The sequence below is a fragment of the Thermomonospora catenispora genome (assembly GCF_006363815.1).
Classification (GTDB): domain Bacteria; phylum Actinomycetota; class Actinomycetes; order Streptosporangiales; family Streptosporangiaceae; genus Thermomonospora; species Thermomonospora catenispora.
Map to the genome: position 1 here is coordinate 76,320 of NZ_RRYT01000007.1, position 20,687 is coordinate 97,006.

At 74.8% G+C, this 20,687-nt stretch carries 19 protein-coding genes and 1 tRNA gene; 7 read left to right on the plus strand and 13 right to left on the minus strand.

Annotation, left to right across the window (positions count from 1 at the left end; genetic code table 11):
• Window positions 1-123 precede the first annotated feature (123 nt).
• From fdhD to EIO00_RS08040, 8 genes are all read right to left on the minus strand, one after another.
• Entirely contained in the window at window positions 124-936 is an 813-nt protein-coding gene (fdhD, locus tag EIO00_RS08005) for a formate dehydrogenase accessory sulfurtransferase FdhD (RefSeq protein ID WP_140176718.1), read from the minus strand.
• 103 nt (window positions 937-1,039) lie between these two features.
• Window positions 1,040-2,446 (minus strand): sensor histidine kinase, encoded by a 1,407-nt coding sequence (locus EIO00_RS08010; protein ID WP_140176720.1) that lies wholly within the window; start codon window positions 2,444-2,446, stop codon window positions 1,040-1,042.
• The gene (locus EIO00_RS08015; RefSeq protein WP_241661209.1) at window positions 2,443-3,162 is read right to left on the minus strand and encodes a response regulator transcription factor; all 720 of its coding nucleotides are present in this window, start codon (window positions 3,160-3,162) and stop codon (window positions 2,443-2,445) included. Before EIO00_RS08015 ends, EIO00_RS08010 begins: the two co-directional genes overlap by 4 nt.
• A 13-nt stretch (window positions 3,163-3,175) precedes the next feature.
• On the minus strand, window positions 3,176-3,631 hold the full coding sequence (locus EIO00_RS08020; protein ID WP_140176722.1) for a hypothetical protein: 456 nt from the start codon (window positions 3,629-3,631) through the stop codon (window positions 3,176-3,178).
• 74 nt (window positions 3,632-3,705) lie between these two features.
• Window positions 3,706-4,239 (minus strand): universal stress protein, encoded by a 534-nt coding sequence (locus EIO00_RS08025; RefSeq protein WP_206664073.1) that lies wholly within the window; start codon window positions 4,237-4,239, stop codon window positions 3,706-3,708.
• Window positions 4,240-4,347: 108 nt separating this feature from the next.
• On the minus strand, window positions 4,348-5,529 hold the full coding sequence (locus EIO00_RS08030) for a zinc-dependent alcohol dehydrogenase (protein WP_140176724.1): 1,182 nt from the start codon (window positions 5,527-5,529) through the stop codon (window positions 4,348-4,350).
• Window positions 5,530-6,052: 523 nt separating this feature from the next.
• The gene (locus EIO00_RS08035) at window positions 6,053-6,286 is read right to left on the minus strand and encodes an EF-hand domain-containing protein (RefSeq protein ID WP_277752863.1); all 234 of its coding nucleotides are present in this window, start codon (window positions 6,284-6,286) and stop codon (window positions 6,053-6,055) included.
• Between the two features lie 28 nt (window positions 6,287-6,314).
• Window positions 6,315-7,034: a Crp/Fnr family transcriptional regulator gene (locus EIO00_RS08040; RefSeq protein ID WP_241661210.1), complete on the minus strand. Its 720-nt coding sequence runs from the start codon at window positions 7,032-7,034 to the stop codon at window positions 6,315-6,317.
• A 323-nt stretch (window positions 7,035-7,357) separates the two neighbouring features.
• On the opposite strand from EIO00_RS08040, the gene EIO00_RS08045 reads away from it, so the two are divergent.
• Window positions 7,358-7,750, plus strand: coding sequence for a DUF732 domain-containing protein (locus tag EIO00_RS08045; protein ID WP_140176725.1), 393 nt, complete (start codon window positions 7,358-7,360; stop codon window positions 7,748-7,750).
• Between the two features lie 54 nt (window positions 7,751-7,804).
• Here EIO00_RS08045 and EIO00_RS08050 read toward each other — a convergent pair.
• Both EIO00_RS08050 and EIO00_RS08055 read right to left on the minus strand, forming a co-directional pair.
• A tRNA-Sec gene (locus EIO00_RS08050) sits at window positions 7,805-7,897 on the minus strand.
• 36 nt (window positions 7,898-7,933) lie between these two features.
• Window positions 7,934-9,784 carry an AMP-dependent synthetase/ligase gene (locus EIO00_RS08055; RefSeq protein WP_140176727.1) on the minus strand — a complete coding sequence of 617 codons (1,851 nt, stop codon included), beginning with the start codon at window positions 9,782-9,784 and terminating at the stop codon, window positions 7,934-7,936.
• 108 nt (window positions 9,785-9,892) lie between these two features.
• Between EIO00_RS08055 and selD the strand changes: the two genes are divergently transcribed.
• The gene (selD, locus tag EIO00_RS08060) at window positions 9,893-10,951 is read left to right on the plus strand and encodes a selenide, water dikinase SelD (protein WP_422100034.1); all 1,059 of its coding nucleotides are present in this window, start codon (window positions 9,893-9,895) and stop codon (window positions 10,949-10,951) included.
• 74 nt (window positions 10,952-11,025) lie between these two features.
• Window positions 11,026-11,292 (plus strand): GlsB/YeaQ/YmgE family stress response membrane protein, encoded by a 267-nt coding sequence (locus EIO00_RS08065; protein ID WP_140176731.1) that lies wholly within the window; start codon window positions 11,026-11,028, stop codon window positions 11,290-11,292.
• Here EIO00_RS08065 and EIO00_RS08070 read toward each other — a convergent pair.
• Window positions 11,289-12,740, minus strand: a complete 1,452-nt coding sequence (locus EIO00_RS08070; protein ID WP_161602678.1) for an AMP-binding protein — start codon at window positions 12,738-12,740, stop codon at window positions 11,289-11,291. The genes EIO00_RS08065 and EIO00_RS08070 overlap by 4 nt on opposite strands.
• A 101-nt stretch (window positions 12,741-12,841) precedes the next feature.
• On the minus strand, window positions 12,842-14,290 hold the full coding sequence (locus EIO00_RS08075) for an MFS transporter (protein ID WP_140176734.1): 1,449 nt from the start codon (window positions 14,288-14,290) through the stop codon (window positions 12,842-12,844).
• Between the two features lie 173 nt (window positions 14,291-14,463).
• Here EIO00_RS08075 and selA point away from each other — a divergent pair, with 173 nt between their 5' ends.
• The 4 genes from selA to EIO00_RS08095 all read left to right on the plus strand — a co-directional run bounded on the left by selA (window position 14,464) and on the right by EIO00_RS08095 (window position 19,926).
• On the plus strand, window positions 14,464-15,756 hold the full coding sequence (gene selA, locus EIO00_RS08080) for an L-seryl-tRNA(Sec) selenium transferase (RefSeq protein ID WP_206664074.1): 1,293 nt from the start codon (window positions 14,464-14,466) through the stop codon (window positions 15,754-15,756).
• Entirely contained in the window at window positions 15,756-17,513 is a 1,758-nt protein-coding gene (gene selB / locus EIO00_RS08085) for a selenocysteine-specific translation elongation factor (protein ID WP_140176736.1), read from the plus strand. The genes selA and selB overlap by 1 nt, the downstream gene beginning before the upstream one ends.
• A 105-nt stretch (window positions 17,514-17,618) precedes the next feature.
• A complete protein-coding gene (locus tag EIO00_RS08090; RefSeq protein WP_140176738.1) occupies window positions 17,619-18,812 on the plus strand; it encodes an RtcB family protein in 1,194 nt (397 codons plus the stop codon).
• Window position 18,813: 1 nt separating this feature from the next.
• Window positions 18,814-19,926 (plus strand): TfoX/Sxy family DNA transformation protein, encoded by a 1,113-nt coding sequence (locus EIO00_RS08095; protein WP_140176740.1) that lies wholly within the window; start codon window positions 18,814-18,816, stop codon window positions 19,924-19,926.
• Here the strand turns inward: EIO00_RS08095 and EIO00_RS08100 are convergent.
• A complete protein-coding gene (locus tag EIO00_RS08100; RefSeq protein WP_140176742.1) occupies window positions 19,856-20,674 on the minus strand; it encodes an alpha/beta hydrolase in 819 nt (272 codons plus the stop codon). The two genes, EIO00_RS08095 and EIO00_RS08100, sit on opposite strands and share 71 nt — an antisense overlap.
• Window positions 20,675-20,687: the final 13 nt, after the last annotated feature.

Here is a 20,687-nt window from a genome sequence, read left to right on the forward strand (position 1 = left end):
GGTCGTCATGCAGTTCAGGCAGAGCAGTCAAGCCCGGCCGCGGGGCGCCGTCTTGCCCGTCAGGCCACAAATTCCCCCACGGGATTGGCGCCGCGATGACAAACGCCCGAGGGGACGCCGGGATCAGACCTGGAGCCGGCGGGCCCCGCAGTAGACGTTCATGGACTCCCCGCGCAGGAACCCCACCAGCGTCATCCCGCTCTCCTCGGCCAGCGACACGGCCAGCGAGGACGGCGCCGACACCGCCGCCAGCACCGGGATCCCCGCCTGCAGCGCCTTCTGCGCCAGCTCGAACGAGGCCCGCCCGCTGACCATCAGGATCCGCCCGGTCAGCGGCAGCAGGTCCGCCCGCAGCGCCCAGCCGATCACCTTGTCCACCGCGTTGTGCCGGCCCACGTCCTCGCGGATCGCCAGCAGCTCGCCCGAGGCGTCGAACAGCCCTGCCGCATGCAGCCCGCCGGTGCGGTCGAACACCCGCTGCGCGGCCCGCAGCCGATCCGGCAGCTCCGCCAGCACCCGGGGATCCACCCGCACCGGGTCGGCGGTCAGGTCGTAGCGGGCGAAGGTGCGCAGCGCCTCGATGCTCTGCTTGCCGCACACCCCGCAGGCGCTGGTGGTCTGGAACGCCCGCGCGGCCAGGGCGTCCGGCGGCGCCACCCCCTCGGCCAGCGTCACGTCCAGCACGTTCTGCTCGGCGGCGTCGGCGCAGTACCGCATCGTCCGCACGTCGCCCGGTCCGGCGATCACCCCCTCGGCCGCCAGGAATCCGGTGACCAGGTCGAAGTCGTCACCGGGGGTGCGCATGGTCATGGTCAGCGGTCGGCCGTCCACCCGGATCTCCAGGGGCTCCTCGACGGCCAGGGTGTCGGGGCGGCGGATCGGCTCCCCGCTCACCTTCAGTTTGAGAACCGGTCTGCGGACGGTCACTCGGCCCATGGGGCGACCGTACCTCGTCGCGTGCGCGGAGAGGACCGACGATCCGGCGGTGCGGCCCACCGGCGGACCCGGGCGACCGCCCGCACGACTCCCCTTCCGGCGCCTACCCCGCCCCCTGCCGGGGCGGCGCGGACGATCGCCCCGTGGGCCGAGCGACCGTCCGGGGCCGGCACGGCAGTTCGATCCGCACCCGGGTGCCCTTCCCGGGCGCCGACCACAGCGTCGCCCGCCCGCCGTGCGCCGTGGCGATCGCCTCCACGATCGACAGGCCCAATCCGGTGCCCTTGCCGGACGTCCGGGAGGCCCGGTGGAACCGGTCGAACGCCCGGGCCGCGTCCTGCGGCGCCATGCCCGGCCCCCGGTCCTCGACCTCCAGCACGACCTCGTCCGCCCGTCGCGCCAGCCGCACCTCGGCCGCGGTGCCGGGCGGGGTGTGGTCCCGCACATTGGTCAGCAGATTGGCCAGCACCTGCCGGATGCGGGCCTGGTCGACCTCGGCGACCAGCTCGTCCGGAGCCCGCAGCGTCACCGGATGGTCCGCGCCGACCGCCTGCGCGTCGGCGACGGCGTCGCGCGCCAGCGCCACCAGATCCGTCGGAGCGGGCTGCAGGCCCGCGTCCCGGTCCAGCCGCGCCAGCTCCAGCAGCTCCCCGACCAGCCGGTTCATCCGCCCGGCCGCCTCCTCGATGCGGCGCATCGCGTCCGGCAGGTCCTCCAGCGCGCCGTGCCGGTACAGCTCGGCGTACCCCTGGATGGTGGTCAGCGGGGTGCGCAGCTCGTGCGAGGCGTCGGCGGCGAAGTCCCGCAGCCGCTGCTCGGACCGGGCGCGGGCGGCGAACGCCTCGGCGATCCGGTCCAGCATCACGTTGATCGCCACTGCCAGCCGCCCCACCTCGCTGTCGGGCCGTTTCACCGGCATCCGGGCGCGCAGGTCCCCGCCGGTCGCCACCGCCTGCGCGGTGGCGGCCATCCGGTCCAGCGGCGCCAGCCCGCGCGCGATCAGCCACCGGCTCGCCAGCGCCAGCCCCGCCATCAGCGCCGCTCCGGTCACCAGCTCGGTGAGCACCAGCCGCCGCACCGCCGCGTCGATCTCCTGCAGCGGCGCCGCCACCACGACCACCGTGCCGGTCCGGTCCCTCCGGGCGACCGCCCGGGCGCCCCCCAGGTCGAACGGCCCACCGGAGGCCGCCCGCCGCGCCAGCGCCGCAGGATCCGTTCGGCGCAGCTCCTCCAGGACGGGGGAGGGATCGAGGACCGTGCCGCTGTAGACCCGGATCTCCCCGTCGGGCCGCACCCCGACCACCACGTACCGGGCCGGCGCCGGCCCCTCGGCGGGCAGCCCCGGTCGCACCAGCCGGATCACCGCCCGCTTGCGCGCAGCCTCCAGCTGGGCGTCGACCCGGTCCAGCAGGTAGCCGCGCAGCACCAGCGCGCTCACCGCGCCCAGGATCAGCAGTCCTGCGCCGGTCACCGCCAGCAGTCCGGCGACCAGCCGGGCGTTCAGGCTCACGGCCGCAGCGTGTAGCCGATCCCGCGCCGGGTGTGGATGATCGGCGGTCCGTGCGGATGCAGCTTGCGGCGCAGATAGCTGATGTAGGTCTCCAGGATCTGCGTGTCGCCTCCCCGGTCCCAGCCCCACACGTGCTCGACGAGCTGCGCGCGGGTCAGCACCCGTCCGGCGTTGCACATCAGATACGCCAGCAACCGGGACTCGGTCGCCGACAGCTCCACGACCGCATCGCCGCGCCGCGCCGTCCAGCTCGTCTCATCCAGCTCCAGGTCGCCGACCCGCAGCACCTTCTCCTCGTCCCGCGGCGGAGGCGGCGGCGCCGCCCGCCGCAGCACCGCCCTGATCCGCGCCACCAGCGCCTCGATCGAGAACGGCTTGGTGACGTAGTCGTCGCCGCCCAGGGTGAGGCCGGTGACCGTGTCCGAGGGGGTGTCCCGGGCGGTCAGGAAGATGACCGGCACGTCCCGTCCGGCGGCGCGCAGCCTGCGGCACACCTCGAACCCGTCCAGGTCCGGCAGCATCACGTCCAGCACCATGAGGTCGGGCCGCTCCTGCTCGGCCAGGCGCAGGGCCTCGGCCCCGGTCGCCGTGGCGACCGGGGCGAAGCCGTGGAAGCGCAGCGCCACCTGCACCAAGTCGCGGATGTCGGGCTCGTCGTCGACGACCAGCACCCGCCGCGGGCGACCGGCGTCGTCCGCGCTCATGAGGGATTTCATGAGGAAGATGGTGCTATGGGCGGCGCGGTGCGATCACCCCCTTGGCGGTGCGGACCGTGCCGGCCCGGACGCCGAGGACCTTGACCCGGTCTCCCCGGGCCAGGGCGGACGCCTCGGCCTTCTCCCCGTTCTTGCGGATCCTGGCCTGCGGGTCCAGCGTCCACTGCCAGGCGACCCCGTCGGCGCTGCGGACCGTGATCGACCCGGCGGACGCCGCGACGATCTCGCCGTTCTGCCATGCCATCGTCACGAAACGGTCGTCGCGGCGCACCACGGTCTCGCCGCGGACGGTCCGTCCGCCCCGATCGCGCAGCCGCTCGAAGGGACGGCGGGCGCGGTCGTCGGGCGCGACGGCGGTCGGAGCCTTCCCGGAGGCCGTCGCGGGGGCGGGGACGGCGGCGTACAGACCGGCGCCGAGCAGACCGGTCACCGCCACGGCGACGGCGGTGGTCTTGACATCGAACCTCATGCCTCCCAGCCAACCGGGAGAGGCTGGGATCAAGGCCGGGGAATCCTGGGAAGAACCTGGGAAACGGTCCCCGGTCAGCCGTCGGTCCCCTGGCGGCGCCCCCACAGCCGGCGACGGGCCGGGCGCTCCTCGCCGCCGGGGACGGTGAGCGACCCGATCTTCGGCGGGGCCACGGAGATGAACGTCGATCGGGCGTGGGCGGCGCAGTGCCGGTGCACCGACGGGCGCACCAGCCGCGACAGCAGGCTCCGCGAGCTGCGCCCCACCACCAGGATGTCCTCCTCGCGGGCCAGCCGCACCAGCGCGTCGCCGGGCGCGCCGAGGAGCGTCATGCCCGACACCCGGGCCGGGTCGCAGCCGCCGCTGGAGCGCAGCTCGGCGAGCAGCCGGGTGATCAGCTCGCTGCCCGCCTCCCGCAGCTCGCACGCCGTGCCGTGGGCGGGCACCCCGGCCGCCGCCGCGTACGAGGGCACCGGGGCGACGTGCACCAGCAGCAGTTCCATGCCGCGCAACCGGGCCTCGCCGAGTGCCCAGGACAGCGCCCAGCGCGAGGCGTCGGACTCGTCGACTCCGACGATGATGCGCGGCGGGGCGGATGATGCGGACACGGCGGCCTCCTGGAGTGCGGGGATCCAGGCTCCCGGCGCAGGCGGCTCGGCGGAGGGCCTCACCGCACTCCCAGCTTACTTGTGCAAAGCCTTCCGATCACCCTTCGTTCACGGTCGCAATAGAACCTTGATGGCCCCGTCCCGCTTCTTCTGGAAGATCTCATAGCCGTACGGGGCCCGTTCCAGCGGCAGCCGATGGGTGGCCAGATCCTCCGTGCCCAGCGGGTCGGCGGGGTCGGTCACCAGCGGCATCAGATCGTCGATCCACCGTTTCACGTGGGCCTGCCCCATCCGCAGCGTGACGCCCTTGTCGAACATCCGCAGCATCGGCAGCGGGTCGGTCATCCCGCCGTACACCCCGATGATCGAGACGGTGCCGCCGCGCCGGACGATGTCGATCGCCTGGTGCAGCGCCGCCAGCCGGTCCATCCCGGCCCGCTCCATCAGGCCGGCCGCCGCCCGATCCGGCAGCAGACCGGTCACCGTCTGCGCGAGCTTGGCGCCGGGGGAGCCGTGCGCCTCCATCCCGACCGCGTCGATCACCGCGTCGGTGCCGCGCCCCTCGGTCATCTCGCGGATCTCCTCGGCGGCCGCGTCCACCCGGCCGGGGTCCAGCACCTCGACGCCGTGCCGGCGGGCCATCTCCGCCCGCTCGTGGACCCGTTCCACGCCGATCACGCGGTATCCCAGGTGGCGGGCGATGCGGGCGCACATCTGCCCGATCGGCCCGAGTCCCAGCACGGTCACGCTGCCGCCGTCCGGGACGTCGGCCCAGGCGACCGCCTGCCAGGCGGTGGGCAGCACGTCCGACAGGTACACGAACCGTTCGTCCGGCATCCCCTCGGGCACCTTGATCGGCCCGAACCGGGCCTGCGGCACCCGCAGGTACTCGGCCTGCCCGCCGGGCACCTCGCCGTACAGCCGGGTGTAGCCGAACAGCGCCGCGCCCATCCCCTGGTCGCGGACCTGGGTGGTCTCGCACTGCGCGTACAGCTCCATGGCGCACATGCGGCAGTGCCCGCAGGCGATGTTGAACGGGATCACCACCCGGTCGCCCGGCTTGATGTGGGAGACCTCCGGACCGACCTCCTCCACGATCCCCATCGGCTCATGCCCCAGGATGTCGCCCTCGGCGAGGAACGGCCCGAGCACCTCGTACAGGTGCAGGTCCGAGCCGCAGATCGCGGTGGTGGTGATCTGCACGATGGCGTCGGTCGGCTCCTTCAGCGCGGGGTCGGGCACCCGCTCGACCCGCACGTCGCGTTTTCCGTGCCAGGTCACTGCTTTCATCCGCACTCCTCCACGTCCCCGCGGGGCGTCGGGCCTCCGCCGTCGGACCGGGCCCCGGCACGGGCCGTGTCCGCCGCCGGGGGAGACGGCCTCCGCGGCGCGGCGCCGGCTTTGCGGCGGCGGGCGGTTTCCGGGGTCGCGGACCCGGCGACGACGCCGGCATGCGGGCGGTGGGGGAGCCGCACGCACACGCCGCCCTCCCGGCGGTCCTTCACCCCGCCCTTGCGCTCCTCGGGGAGCGACTACCCGCACGGGGCGTTCCAAACGGAGCGCCGGGAGGCCGGGCGGAGCGCAGGGAGGAGGTCCGGCGGCGGTGCGCCCCGCCCTCGGCGTGCGGGCGGCCGGGCCGTCGTGACGGGCCGCGCCGCCCGGCCTCCGGGGCCGGGCGGCCGACGCGCGAACGGCCGGCTCGTCCCGCGACCGCCCTCGCCTCGGCTCGCCGGGGCGCCAGGGGGATGTCGGGGAGCGTCGAGGAGCCCGGCGCGGCGGAGCCGGCGACCGCGCCGGTGCCGACCGGTCCGCCTCAGCGCCCGGCGTTCCGGGTCATGAAGGCGGCGAACTCCTCCAGCGACATCTTCCCGTCGCGGCTGCCGTCGGCCTCCACCATCACCTCGACCGCGCGGGCATGGCTGATCTCCTGGCCGAGCGCCTTCATCAGGCTCTTCAGCTCCTCCACGGAGATGAACCCGTCCCCGTCGAGGTCGACCATCCGGAACGTGGGGGCGTATTCCTGCACGGCGTCGTTCACATCGCTCACGACGGGCACGCTAGCAGGCCGGCCGGGGTCAGTCCTCGGCGCAGCGGGCGGCGAACTCCCGCAGTCCCGGCAGGTCCAGCACGGTGACCTTGCGGTAGGCGGTCTGCACCAGCCCGCGTTCGCGCAGCTCGCCGAAGCCGCGGGCGGCGGTCTCCCGGGAGGCGTCCACCCAGCTGCCCAGGTCGGCCTGCGACAGCGGGGGCAGGATCGGGATCTGGCCGTCCGGCCCCGGCTCGGTGTACCGCAGCGACACCTCGGCCAGGTGCACCAGCAGGTGCGCCAGCCGGCAGGTGCCGTCCGCGCCGGCGTTCACCCGCAGCCGGTTGCCCAGCTCGCCCATGCGGTCCACGATGGTCGCCATCAGCGGCCACCAGCTGCGCGGGTGCTCGTCCAGGAACGCCTTGAACCGGGCCGCCGGCACGCTGAGCGCGCGGAGCGGCACCAGCGCCTGTACGGTGGCGGTGCGGGGCCGGTCGAACATCGCCGAGATCTCGCCCACCATGTCGCCGGGCCCCCGTACGGCCAGCACCACCTCCTTGCCGGAGTCGGTGGGGGAGACGACCTTGGCCCACCCGTCCAGGATGACGAGCATGTGCGCGGAGACGTCGCCCTCGAAGGTGAGCGCCTCGCCGCCGGGGCGGAAGGTGCGGATCCGGCCCGCCCGGCTCAGCGCCGCCCGCTCCTCGTCGGTGAGCGCTTCCCAGAAGGGGCGGGTCATCGGGACCCGTTCCATGGGTCCTTCGCGCACGGGCGCCTCCACTGTGTCGTGCCCCCCGTCGGGAGGTGAACGGACCGTGAAAGCAATTGACCCATCTCCCGCTCCCCGTGACAAGCGTTGCCGGACGCGTTCGTGACGCTACCGTGAGCCCGGCTTGACCATGAAGGGGCCGTCCCGTCCGGCGGGCGTCCCACGCGGTCGGGGCGCGGGATCCGGCGATCGGGACGTCGGTCCGGGCGGGGTCCCGCCGCTCGTGCGGTCGGCTCACACGGCGCCCCGAGCCGGGTTGGGAATCGCCACAGTGCCGCCTTCGCGCCCGGAACGGCGGTGACGCACGGGGCTATCGTCCCCGTATGCGACGCATGGTCACTTCTGTGGTGGTGTGCGGTGTGCTGCTCGCCGGCTGCGGCGGCGGATCCGACGACGGCGCCGCCGGGAGCCCCGCGGCCTCGGGGCCCGCGACGAGCGCCGCCGCGGACGCCGGCGGCTCGAGCGGCGGGCCGGGGAGCCTGGCGCCCGACGAGCGGATGGCGTACATGACCACGCTGGTGGAGATCGACCCCTCCCTCGCCGCGAACGAGGAGACGGCGATCGGCAACGCCCGGGCCCTCTGCCGGGAGATCGCCGAGGGCGCGTCCTCGCGGCGGCTCGTGGAGGACGTGCGCGCCCGCTTCGGCGGCGGGCTCGGCCCGGACGAGGCCGAGCGGGTGCTCGAAGCGGTCCGGCGGTACGTGTGCTCCTCCTGACCGCCCCGGGGTCCGGCCGGGCGGGGACGCGGGAGGCGAGGCGGGGGAGGGCGACGGAGGCGTACGGGAATCGAACCCGCCGACCCGAGATGCTCGGGTCCGCCGGCTTTGAAGGCCGGGGAGCCCACCAGGCGCTCGCACGCCTCCGCCGACGACCTTACGTCATCGCCGCGCCGTCCCCGCTCAGGACCGGTACAGCTCCTCGATGACGTCGGCGTACTTGGCGTGCACGACCCGCCGCTTCAGCTTGAGGGTCGGGGTCAGCTCCTCGCTCTCGGCGGTCCACTCGGTCGGCAGCACCCGCCACCTCTTGACCTGCTGGACCCGCGCCAGCCGGGCGTTGGCGTCCTCCACCGCCTTCTCGATCTCGGCCAGCACCACCGGATGCCGCGACAGCGCGGTCAGGTCGGTGGCGTCGATCCCGGCCGCGGCGGCCCACACCGGCGCGACCTCGCCGTCCAGAGTGATCAGCGCGACCACGTACGGGCGACGGTCGCCGTAGGCCAGCGCCTGCCCGACCAGCGGGTGCTCCTTGAGCAGGTTCTCGATCAGGGACGGGGCGATGTTCTCCCCGCCGGCGGTGATGATCAACTCCTTCTTCCGGTCGACGATCTTCAGGAAGCCGTCGGCGTCCATCTCGCCCACGTCGCCGGTGTGCACCCAGCCGTCGGAGTCGATCAGCTCGGCGGTGGCCTCCGGCCGGTTCAGGTAGCCGGGGGTGCAGGTGGTGCCGCGGATCAGGATCTCCCCGTCCTCGGCCAGCTTGACCTCGATGCCGGGGAACGCCCGGCCGACCGTGCCCAGCCTGAAGGCGTCCTCGGTGTTGCCGGTGGCCGCCCCGGTGGTCTCGGTCATGCCGTACACGTCCATGATCCGCATCCCCAGGCCGGAGAAGAACCGGGCGACCTCGATCGGCAGCGGGGCGGCGGCGCTGAGGGCCTGCACCACCCGGTCCAGCCCCAGCAGCCCGCGGATGTTGCTCAGCACGGCGGCGTCGGCCTTCTCGAAGGCCTCGCGGACCTCGTCGGAGACGGTGTTGCCGTACTCCTGCCCCCGCACGTAGGCGCGGCCGGCCTCCATCGCCTCGGCCACGGCCTGCTTCTTGGCCTCGTCGGCCTCCCCGCCCAGCGCCGCCTGGACGCCCGCCATGATCTTCTCCCAGACGCGGGGCACCCCGAAGAAGAAGTGCGGCCGGGCCTCCCGCAGCACCGTGGTGAGCTGGGCGGGGTCGGGGCACATGTAGACGTGGGAGGCGCGCAGCGCCGGCAGGTACATGCTCAGCACCCGGTCGGCGATGTGGGCGTAGGGCAGGTAGGAGACCGAGACGCTGTGCGGGGGCAGGTTGGAGAGCGCCTCGGACACCGCGGCCTCATACAGCGCCATCCGGTGGGTGATCAGCACGCCCTTGGGGTTGCCGGTGGTGCCGGAGGTGTACAGCACGCACAGGGTGTCGTCGGGGGTGATCGCCTGCCAGCGCCGATCGATCTCGGCGGCGTCGGCGGCCAGCCGCTCCCGGCCCAGCGCCATGAAGTCGTCCCAGGTCATGAACTTCTCGCCGTCCGGGCAGGCGGCGGCGTCCACGACGATCACCTTGCGCAGCGCGGGGAGCCGGTCCAGCACCGGCAGCCACCGGTTCAGCTGGTCCCGCCCGTCCAGCACCGCGTAGGCGGCCGAGCAGTTGCCCGCCACGAACGCGACCTGGTCGGGGGCCAGGGTGGCGTAGACGGTGGTGGGAGTGCCTCCGGCGTGCACGACGCCGAAGTCGGCCAGTACGTGCTCGGCCCGGTTGGGCATCATCAGCGCCACGACCTCGCCGGGCGCCAGGCCGAGCGCGACGAACCCGGCCGCGGCCTCCAGCGCCCTGCGTCGGACCCGGCCCCAGGTGAGGGTGACCCACTCGCCGTCCGTCCCCCGGTCGGAGTAGGCGGGCAGATCCGGATGCCGTTCGGCGGTGTCGCGCAGCCGGGTGCACAACGTCATGCCGTCGATGGACCGCTCGAACTCGGCTCTCTGCTCGAGGATCTCCGCCTGCATAAGGCGCCCCTTCGATGTCAGTGATTGCTTGCAGCGGAGGTATCGCACCACACAGAACGTCGTTCGGACAAGCCTCGCGGCCCGCCCTCGTCCTCGGCGTGCGTGCGCGTGCACGACGCCGGGACACGGGGCGGCGCGGACGTTGCCCGGCGGCGGGCCCGGTGCGATAGTGACCGGGTGACCTCCGTACGGCTGACCGGTTACGCCCACGGCGGCGGGTGCGCGTGCAAGATCCCCCCGGGCGAGCTGGAGAGCATGGTCGCCGGGCTGGGCGCCGCCTCCGGTCCCGAGCAGGGGATGCTGATCGGACTGGGCGACGACGCCGCGGTGCTGTCCATCGACGGCGACCGGGCGGTGGTGTCCACCGTCGACTTCTTCACCCCGGTCGTCGACGACCCCTACGACTGGGGCCGGATCGCCGCCGCCAACGCCCTGTCGGACGTCTACGCGGTCGGCGGACGCCCGCTGATGGCGGTCAACCTGCTGGGCTGGCCGCGCGACACGCTGCCGATGGAGCTGGCCCGCGAGGTGCTGCGCGGCGGTCACGACGTCGCCGCCAAGGCCGGCTGCCAGGTGGCCGGCGGGCACAGCGTCGACGACCCCGAGCCCAAGTACGGGATGGCGGTGACCGGCGTGGCCGACCCCGATCGGCTGCTGCGGATGGACGCCGCCCGCCCCGGACTGCCGTTGTCCCTGAGCAAGCCGCTGGGCATCGGGGTGCTCAACACCCGGCACAAGGCCACCGGCGAGTCGTTCCCGCAGGCGGTCGCCGTGATGACGGCGCTGAACGATGTCGCCGCCCGGCTGGCCCTGGAGGCCGGCGCCGAGGCCGCCACCGACGTGACCGGCTTCGGCCTGCTCGGCCACCTGTACAAGATGGCCCGCGCCAGCGGGGTCGCCGCCGTGGTGGACGCCGCCGCCGTGCCCTACCTGGAGGGCGCCCGCGAGGCGGTCCGCGACGGATTCGTCTCCGGAGGCACCCGCCGCAATCTGGCCTGGGTCGCCCCGCACACCGACTTCGGCCGGATCGCCGAGTCCGAACGGCTGCTGCTGGCCGACGCCCAGACCTCCGGCGGGCTGCTGGTGGCCGGCGAGGTGCCCGGCTCGACCGTCATCGGCGAGCTGGTCGAACGCGACCCGGACGGCCCCGTCCTCATCGTCCGCTGACGCCGCCCCGCCCGGTTTCCGCCCCCCGGCCGGGGTAGGCACCGGTCTGCGGACGCGACGGAAGGGGACCGTTCATGGCCATCGGGGGCATCGTCACCGCCATCGTCTTCGGCGCGCTCATCGGGGTGCTGGGCCGGCTGGTGATGCCGGGCAGGCGGCGCATGTCGATCTGGCTGACCGTCCTGGTCGGCGTCATCGCCGCCATCATCGGCACCTGGCTGGGCCATGCGGTGTTCGGCTGGGGGCGGACCTTCCCCTTCCCGGTGGTGCTGCTGCAGATCCTGCTCGCCGCCGTCGGCGTGTTCGCGGTCACCGCGCTGTGGTCGCACCGGGGCGTCTAGCCGCCGGAACGCCCCGTCACCCACACCCGGCCCCGCTCGTCCATCCGACCGATCACGCCGGTCAGGCAGTGGCCCGGACAGCGCGACAGGTACCGCTCCATGAACCGGTCGTCCTCGCGCCACAACGAGGACAGCGTCCCGGGCGGCAGCGGCAGCCGGACCGCCAGCTCCCCCTGCCCGCCCGGCGGCACCGGCTCGCCCGCCGGGTCCAGCACCCGCAGGTCGAACCCCGGCGCCGGGAGCCCGACCGAGTCCGCCGGGACCGGCGGCGGCTCCAGCGCATGCGGCGCGCAGGCGAGCGGGCGGCCGTACTCCGGCTCCTGCCATGCCCCGGCCGCCGGGCGGCCCAGCGCCCGCGCCGTCCACCGGGCGATCTCCCCGCCCGGCGCGCCGTCCGGCAGATGCAGCGCCTGCAACGGCGTCAGGTCGCAGTCGGCGGGAGGCTCGCCGTCCGGGCCCGCCGCGCGGAGGGCCGCCAGCTCCGCACGGGTGATCAGCATCGCCTTGACCCGGTGCCGGGCGATCGTCCGCCAGGGGGCGAAGCCCGCCGGGCACAGCACGATCGTGCTCCCGGTCAGCAGCGGCGCGTACACCGCGCCCGGCAGCGCCGCGGGGGGCACGGCCGTGGAGACCCCGACCGCCTCGCCGGGGCCGACCCCGTAGAGGTTCTCCAGCGACCAGCGCAGCGCCACCGCGGACCCGCCGTTGTCGCGCACCACGCCTTTGAGCGGCCCCGTCCGGTCCGGGGCGAACACGATCTGCAGCGGATCGGTGGCGGCCACCGGCACGCATCGGGCCGGACCGGCCGACGCCATCGCCTCGTCCCAGTCCACGTCACGCGGCGGCGCCGGCTCCGCCCCCGCGCCCGGCCGGCGCCACAGCACGCAGTGCGCCGCCCGATGCGTCGCCAGCCGCAGCGCCGTCGCCATCGCTGGCTTGCCGGTCCCGGCCCCGGCCGCGGTCACCACGACCTTCGGCCCGGTGGCGTCGATCATCGCGGCCAGCTCCTCCGGCTCGGGATCCGCATCGGCCGGGATCACATGGACCGCCCCCAGCCGGGCGCACGCCAGCATCGCGACGACGGCGCGCGCCCCCGGCGGCAGGTGGACCAGGACCCGGTTCCCCGCTTCGACCCCCAGCTCTGCCAGCACCCCTGCGAACCGGGCCGTCAGCGCGGTCAGCTCCGCGTACGTGTAGCTCCGCGCATCGCCCCCCGGGCCCGCGACGACCAGCGCGGGCAGGTCGCCGCGGCCCTGCTCCACGTGCCGGTCCAGCGCGTTGTCGCAGGTGTTCAGCTCACCTCCGGTGAACCACCGGTAGAACGGCGGGGCCCCGTCGTCCAGCACCCGGTCCGGCGGCACCGACCAGCGCACGTCCCGGGCCGCCGGCCCCCAGAAACGGGCCGGGTCGGAGATGCTGCGCCGGTAGACGGTCGGGTAGGCGCCCATGCGGTCCTCCAGGACGGGTGCGGCTGGCGCGTCATGGGGACGTGCCCCCATGGGGCATCCCCGGCGGGGCGTTCGTCAAGGGCCGCGACCGGACCCGGCCGTCAGCGGGCCGGGGACCGCTCTCCGCCGCGGTGCCGCACGCCGTGCAGCGCGGCCACCCCCGCCGCCAGCGCCGCGCCCACCGCGGCGATCGCGAAGCACCACACGTATCCCCGCAGCTCGGGGGCGACCGCGCCGGCCGGGGTGCAGGCGGCGAGCACCGAGGCGGTGACGGCCCCGCCGACGCTGCCGCCCGCCACCCGCACCAGCGAGTTGATCCCGCTGGCGATGCCGCTCTGGTGCATCGGCACGTGCTGCACCGCCAGCGTGCCCATCGCCGCGTACGCCGTGCCCAGGCCCAGGCCCTGGATCGCGCCGAACACCATGAGGTCGACCGGGCCGTCGTGCCATGCGACCAGCCAGGCGAAGCTCAGCGCCGTGAACGCCGCCCCGCCCGCCAGCGCGAACGCCGAGCCGAGCCGCAGCACCGCCCGCCCGGCCAGCATGGAGGCCGCCAGCATCGTCACCGTGCTGGGCAGCGACAGCAGTCCCACGTCCAGCACCGACCCGCCCATCCCGTATCCGGTGGTGCGCGGGGTCTGGATGAACTGCGCCGTGAGGGTGAACCCGGCGAACATCGCGAACCCCAGCAGCAGCGCCGTCAGGTTCGCCGCCAGCGACTGCGCGCCGGCCAGCAGCCGGATGTCGACCAGCGGGGCGCGGACCCGCAGCTCCACCAGCGTCCACACCGCGCACCCGGCCGCCGCGGCGGCGAACAGGCCCAGCACCCTCGCCGAGGACCACCCCCAGGAGTCGCCTTGGCTGATCCCCAGCAGCAGGCAGGCCAGCCAGCCGCCGAGCAGCACCGCGCCGAGGACGTCCGGCCGTCCGCCCACCCGGGCCCCCACGTCCCGGGCGCACGCCGCCACCAGCAGCAGCACCGTCGCCGACAGCGCCACGTTGATCCAGAACACCGGCCGGTGGCTGTCGGTGCGGGCCGCCACCAGCCCGGTCACGATCATCCCGAGGGTTCCGCCGATGCCCATGGTGGCGCTGATGAAGCCGATCGCGGTGGCCACCCGCTCCCGGGGGAAGGTGTCCCGGATCAACGCGATGGCCAGCGGGACCAGCGCCATCGAGGTGCCCTGCAGGGCGCGCCCGGCGATCAGCGGGCCCAGCGAGCCGGACAGCGCGCACACCACCGACCCGGCCAGCTGCAGCCCCAGCGCCGTCACGATCATCGGCTTCTTGCCGTACAGGTCGCCGAACCGGCTCAGCAGCGGGGTGGTGACCGCCCCGGCCAGCAGGGACACGGTGAACACCCAGGCGACCGCGGTGACCGACGCGTCCAGGGCGACCATCAGCCGCGGCAGCAGCGGCAGCACCAGGGTCTGCTGCACCGACACCACCAGACCGGCCGCCGACAGCGCCGCCAGCTGGGCGACCGTGCCGCGGCGCGCGCCGCTCCGTCCCCCGGCGACGTCGGACACCGCAGGAACGGCGGCGGTCATCGGCAACCTCCCTGGTCGATCGCCGCAGCAGCATACAAGTTGCTTAACTTGGGTAACGACTCCGATTCCGTCATACGGGACGCCGGGCGCTCGGCGGGGCAGATGCGGATCAGCATCGCACACCCGCGCCGTGCGCTTTGAAAGGCCCGACGAGGTCCATAGAGTTACCTCGCGTGAGCTCCAGGCGACAGGTGCCCCGTACCGACGTCGTGCTGGCCGACCCGCGCCTGGTGGAGGCCGCCGAACGGCTCGGGCGCACCGTGGTGAAGGCGGCCGTCGCCGGGGCGCAGCAGCGGGCCCGGGAGGGGGAGATCCCGCCCGACGCCGTCGCCGACGCGGCCGTCGCCGCCCTGCCCCCGCACGCCGCCACGCTGCGGCCGGTGGTGAACGCCACCGGGGTGCTGCTGCACACCAACCTGGGCCGCGCCCCGCTGTCGCCCGCCGCCCGCGAGGCGGTCGCGGCCGCCGCCGGATGCACCGACGTGGAGTACGACCTGGCCACCGGTCGGCGCGGCGTCCGCGGCCGGGGCGCGCTGGAGGCGCTGCGCGAGGCCTGCCCGGCGGCCCAGGACGTCATCGTGGTCAACAACAACGCCGCCGCGCTGGTGCTGGCCGCCACCGCGCTGGCGGCCGGTCGCGAGATCGTGCTCAGCCGCGGCGAGATGGTGGAGATCGGCGACGGTTTCCGCATCCCCGAGCTGCTGGTCTCCACCGGTGCGCGGCTGCGCGAGGTCGGCACCACCAACCGCACCACCACCGCCGACTACGCCGCCGCCCTCGGCCCCGACACCGGGTTCGTCCTCAAAGTCCACCCGTCCAACTTCCGCATCGAGGGGTTCACCGCCCAGGCCCCGGTCGCCGAACTGGCCGCCCTGCCGGCGCCCGTCGTGGTGGACATCGGTTCCGGCCTGCTGGCGCCCGAGCCGCGGCTGCCGCACGAGCCGGACGCCGCCACCGTGCTGGCCGCCGGCGCCGACCTGGTCACCGCCAGCGGGGACAAGCTGCTCGGCGGCCCGCAGGCGGGGCTGATCCTCGGCCGCGCCGAGGCGGTGGCCCGGCTGCGGCGGCATCCGCTGTACCGGGCGCTGCGCGTCGACAAACTCACCCTCGCCGCCCTGGAGGCCACCGTGCGCGGTCCCGAGCCGCCCGTCACCCGAGCGCTGCGCACCGACGTCGTCGAGCTGCGCCGGCGGGCCGAGCAGCTGGCCAAGGAGCTGGCCGCGCACGGCGTGGCCGCCGACGCCGTCGACAGCGAGGCCGCCGTCGGCGGCGGAGGAGCCCCCGGCGTCACCCTGCCCAGCGCCGCCGTCGCGCTGCCCGGCGAGTACGCCGGGCCGCTGCGGGAGCGCGGGATCGTCGGCCGCGTCGCGCGCGGCAGGCTGCTGCTGGACCTGCGCGCCGTGCCGCCCGACGAGGACGCGCCGCTGGCCCGCGCCGTCGCGGCCGTCGCCCGCGGGGAGGCCTGATGCAGGTCGTCGCCACCGCCGGGCACGTCGACCACGGCAAGTCCGCGCTGGTGCGGGCGCTCACCGGGATGGAGCCCGACCGGCTGGAGGAGGAGCGCCGCCGCGGCCTGACCATCGAGCTGGGGTTCGCCTGGACCGCCCTGCCCTCGGGGAAGAGGGTGGCGTTCGTGGACGTCCCCGGGCACGAGCGGTTCGTCACCACCATGCTCGCCGGCGTCGGCCCGGTCCCCGCCGTGATGATGGTGGTCGCCGCCGACGAGGGCTGGATGCCCCAGTCCGAGGAGCATCTGGCCGCCCTCGACGCCCTCGGCGTCCGTTCCGGCCTGCTGGTGATCAGCCGAGCCGACCTGGCCGACCCCACCCCGGCGCTGCGGCAGGCCCGGGCCCGCCTGGAGGGCACCGGGCTGCGCGGCGTGGAGACCGTCGCGGTCAGCTCCGTCACCGGCGAAGGGCTGCCCGAGCTGACCGCCGCGCTGGACCGGCTGACGTCCCGGCTGCCGGTCCCCGCCCCGGACGCCCCGGTCCGGCTGTGGGTGGACCGGGCGTTCACCGTCAAGGGCAGCGGCACCGTCGTCACCGGCACCCTCCCCGCCGGCACGATCTCGGTCGGCGACGAACTGGTGCTGACCCCGGAGGGCCGCCGGGTGCGGGTCCGGGCGCTGGAGTCGCTGAAGGAGCCCGTCGAGACGGTCCGCGGGGTGGCGCGCGTCGCGGTCAACCTGCGCGGCGTCGACCACGACCGGGTACGGCGCGGCATGGCGCTGGTCGGCCCCGACCAATGGACCATGACCACCTGCGTCGACGTGCGGATCGGCTCCGCCGAGGCGTCCGGACGGCTGCCCCGCCAGATGATCCTGCACATCGGTTCGGCCGCCGTTCCGGTGCGGCTGCGTCCGCTGGGCCCCGACACCGCCCGGCTCACCCTCAACGCCCGGATCCCGCTGCACGTCGGCGATCGGGCCCTGCTGCGCGACCCGGGCCGCCGCTCCGTCGCCGGGGTCCGGGTGCTGGACGTGCAGCCGCCCCCGCTGGTGCGGCGCGGCGCGGGGGCCCGACGCGCCCGGGAGCTGGCGGCCTGGCCGGATCGGCCCGGCGGCGAGCTGCTGCTGCGCCGGCACGGGGTGCTGCGCGAACGCGAGCTGACGATCATGGGCTGCGCGCCGCCCTCCGGCGCGATCCGGATCGAACCGGACTGGCTGGCCGATCCCGACCACTGGGAGCGGCTGCGCCGCCGTCTCGCCGAGGAGGTCGCCCGGCAGGCGGCCGAGCAGCCGCTGGCCCCCGGGATCACCCTGGAGGCCGCCCGGCTGCGGCTGGGCCTGCCGTCCCGGCGGCTGGTGGCCGAGCTGGTCCGCCCGCCGCTGCGGCTGGACGGCGGCCGGGTGCACGGCCCGCGCACCGGGCCGCCGCCCCAGGTCGTCGAGGCGGTGCGGCGGCTGCGCGCCGAGGTCGCCGCCGCCCCGTTCCGCGCCCCCGACGCCGGGCGGCTGGCCGAGCTGGGGCTGACCGGCCGCACCCTGGCCGCCGCGGTGGCCGCCGGAGCGGTGCTGCGGTTGGACGAAGGGGTGGTGCTGCCGGCCGGCGCCGACGAGCAGGCAGCCCGGGTGCTGGCCGAGCTGCCCCAGCCGTTCACCGTCGCCCAGGCCAAGCAGGCGCTCGGCACCAGCCGCCGGGTGGCGATCCCGCTGCTGGAGCATCTGGACCGGCGCGGCCTGACCGAGCGCGACGGCGACCACCGGCGCGTGCGCGCCCGCTGAGCGGAGGGAAAACCGGTTGCCCTCCGGGCGGCGTCTCTGGCGTCATTGATCTGGCCGCGGAACCGCGCGGCGATTGGCGTCCGCATACGGGAAGGGGCTGGGGAGATGCCGTACACGACCCTCGACGGCGGTCGTGTTCCGATCCGCATGTGGACCGACCCGGCGCAGGTCGAGTCGGCGGCCCTCGAGCAGCTGCGCAACGTGGCCGAGCTGCCGTGGGTGCACGGCGTCGCGGTGATGCCCGACGTGCACTACGGCAAGGGCGCCACCGTCGGCTCGGTGATCGCGATGCGCGACGCGGTGTCCCCGGCCGCCGTGGGGGTGGACATCGGCTGCGGCATGACCGCCGTCCGGTCCAGCCTCACCCTCGAGGACCTGCCCGACGACCTGTCCCGGCTGCGGTCCGATCTGGAGAAGGCGATCCCGGTCGGCCACAACGCGCACAAGACCCCGGTCGACCCCTCGGCGGTGCCCGGGCTGCGCGAGCGCGGCTGGTACGAGTTCTGGAAGGGGTTCGACGCGCTGATCCCCTCGGTGCGCGGCCGGTTCGGCCGGGCCCGCGCCCAGATGGGCACCCTCGGCGGCGGCAACCACTTCCTGGAGGTGTGCACCGACGACGAGGGCGCGATCTGGATCGTGCTGCACTCCGGCTCCCGCAACATCGGCAAGGAGCTGGCCGAGCGGCACATCGAGGTGGCCCGCCGACAGCCGCACAACCAGGACCTGCCCGACAAGGACCTGGCGGTGTTCTTGAGCGGCACCCCCGAGATGGAGGAGTACCGCCGGGACCTGTTCTGGGCGCAGGAGTACGCGCGGCGCAACCGCGCCCTGATGATGGCGCTCGCCCAGAACGTGGTGACGCGGTTCTTCGGCGGCCGCACGATCCGGTGGGACGAGCACATCTCCTGCCACCACAACTACGTGGCCGAGGAGGAGTACGACGGCGTCAGGCTGCTGGTCACCCGCAAGGGGGCGATCCGGGCGGGGAACGGCGACCTGGGCATCATCCCCGGCTCCATGGCGACCGGCACCTACATCGTGCGCGGCCTGGGCAACCCGCGGGCGTTCAACTCCGCCTCGCACGGCGCCGGCCGGCGGATGAGCCGCAACAAGGCCCGCAAGACCTTCACCGTGGAGGACCTGCGGGCCCAGACGCAGGGGGTGGAGTGCCGCAAGGACGCGGGGGTGCTGGACGAGATCCCCGGCGCCTACAAGGACCTGGAGTCGGTGATCGCCGCCCAGACCGACCTGGTCCGCGTCGAGGCGCACCTGCGGCAGCTGATCTGCGTCAAGGGCTGAGATGGCGAGGGGCGCCGCACGGCAGCGGCCCGCCAACGCGCGGGCCGTCGGGGACGGCCTCAAGCTCCACCGCCGCGTCCTGCGACTGGCCGGACGCGAGTACACGGTGATCGGACTGCGTCCCGGCACCGCCGTGCGGTTCAGCACCAACCGCTTCCACGACACCTGGCACGTCCTGTCCGACCAGCGCGGGGCGAGGCTGCTGGCCCGGCTGATGTGGGGCCTGGCCCACCAGTCCCGCCCCGGCACGCTGGTGCTGGTCGACCGGCCGTTCCTGGTGCCGACCCCGTTCGACGCCGACCCGGCCGACCCGTTCGTGATCGTGCCCGGTTGGCACACCGCGCTGGACCGGCGGGCCGCCCGCGCGCTGGCCGCCCGGCTGCCGCTGCGCTCCGCGCCCGACGGCACGGTGCGCTGGCGCACCCACGGGCTGGACGCCGCACGGGCCGATCGGCGGCCGTTCTGGGAGCGCCATCCGGACCACCGGTCCGGCCCCGACCGCAGCCGGGTCACCCGGATGCCCGGCGGCCTGATCTCCTTCCTCGCCCACCGGCCCGATCAGTTGCGCCGCTGGGCGGAGTCGATCGACCGCCTGCGCGTGACGAACGCCCGCGGCATGGACTACTGCTACCTCGGACCCTGGGAATACGGCCCTCCGGGGGAGGTGCAGATCTTCCGGACGTTCCGCCGGGACGTGGGCGTCGCCCGCCGCGCCCGTGCCGACGTGCTGGCCCGCCCGCACCCGCCCGCCGACCCCTTCGAACGGCGGGTGCGGATCTGGCGGCAGTGCGGCGCGATCGAACGGGGGAGGGACAAGTCGATCGCCAACTGCCGCAACCTGGATCCCGGCTCCGCCGAACGGCTCGCCCTGATCGGCATCGAGACCCTCGACGACCTGGCCGAACGCGGCGTCGTGCAGGCCTGGCTGGACCTGCGCGACGCCGGTGCGCCGGATCTGGACCACGCCCTGCTGTGGGCGATGGAGGGCGCGCTCACCGACACCGACCGCCGCGCCCTCCCGCCCGAGCGCAGACAGGAGCTGCTCAGCGAGCTGAAGCGCGCAGAACGCGATCGACGAAGGCGATCACATCGCCCAGCACCTCGGCCGAGTTGATCTCGTTGAACACCTCGTGCCGGGCCTGCGGATAGATCTTCTCGGTCAGGTCCGAGCCGCGGATCGCCTCGATCCCGGTCCGGGTGCCCTCCAGCGGCACCAGCCGGTCGTCCTCGCCGTGCACCCACAGCGTCGGCAGGTCCCCTAGCGAACCGTGCTCGTTGATGGTCTTGATGCAGCGGTCCAGCGCCTCCACCGTCGGCCGTTTGAACGGCCCGTGCCACACCAGCGGGTCGGCGGCGTAGGCCTCTCCGACCGCCGGATCCCGCGACAGGGTGGTCGGGTCGATGGGGATCTCGGGGATCTCCTCCAGCCCCAGCAGCGCCTCCAGCGCCTCCCAGCGGCCCAGCACCGGGCCCGACAGCACCAGCGCCGTCAGCCGGTCGCGGTGCAGCTGCGCGTACCGGGCGGCGATCATCCCGCCCATCGAATGGCCGATCAGCACCACCGGGAGCTCCGGGGCGTCGGCGCGGGCGTCGGTGACCAGGGTGTGCAGATCGGCCACCACGTCCTCGAAGTCGGTGATCAGCACCCGCTCCCCGGCCGACCGGCCGTGCCCGATGTGGTCCAGCCCGCACACGCTCGCCCCGTGCTCGGCCAGCGTCCGCACCACGTGCCCGTACCGGCCCAGGTGCTCGCCGTACCCGTGCACCAGGACGGCCAGGTAGCGGGGGTCGGGGTGGGGCCAGGAGCGGGCGGCGATCGCGCCGTTGCGTCCCGCGAACTCCCATTCCCGCGGCGTGTCCATCGCGATCCTCCTC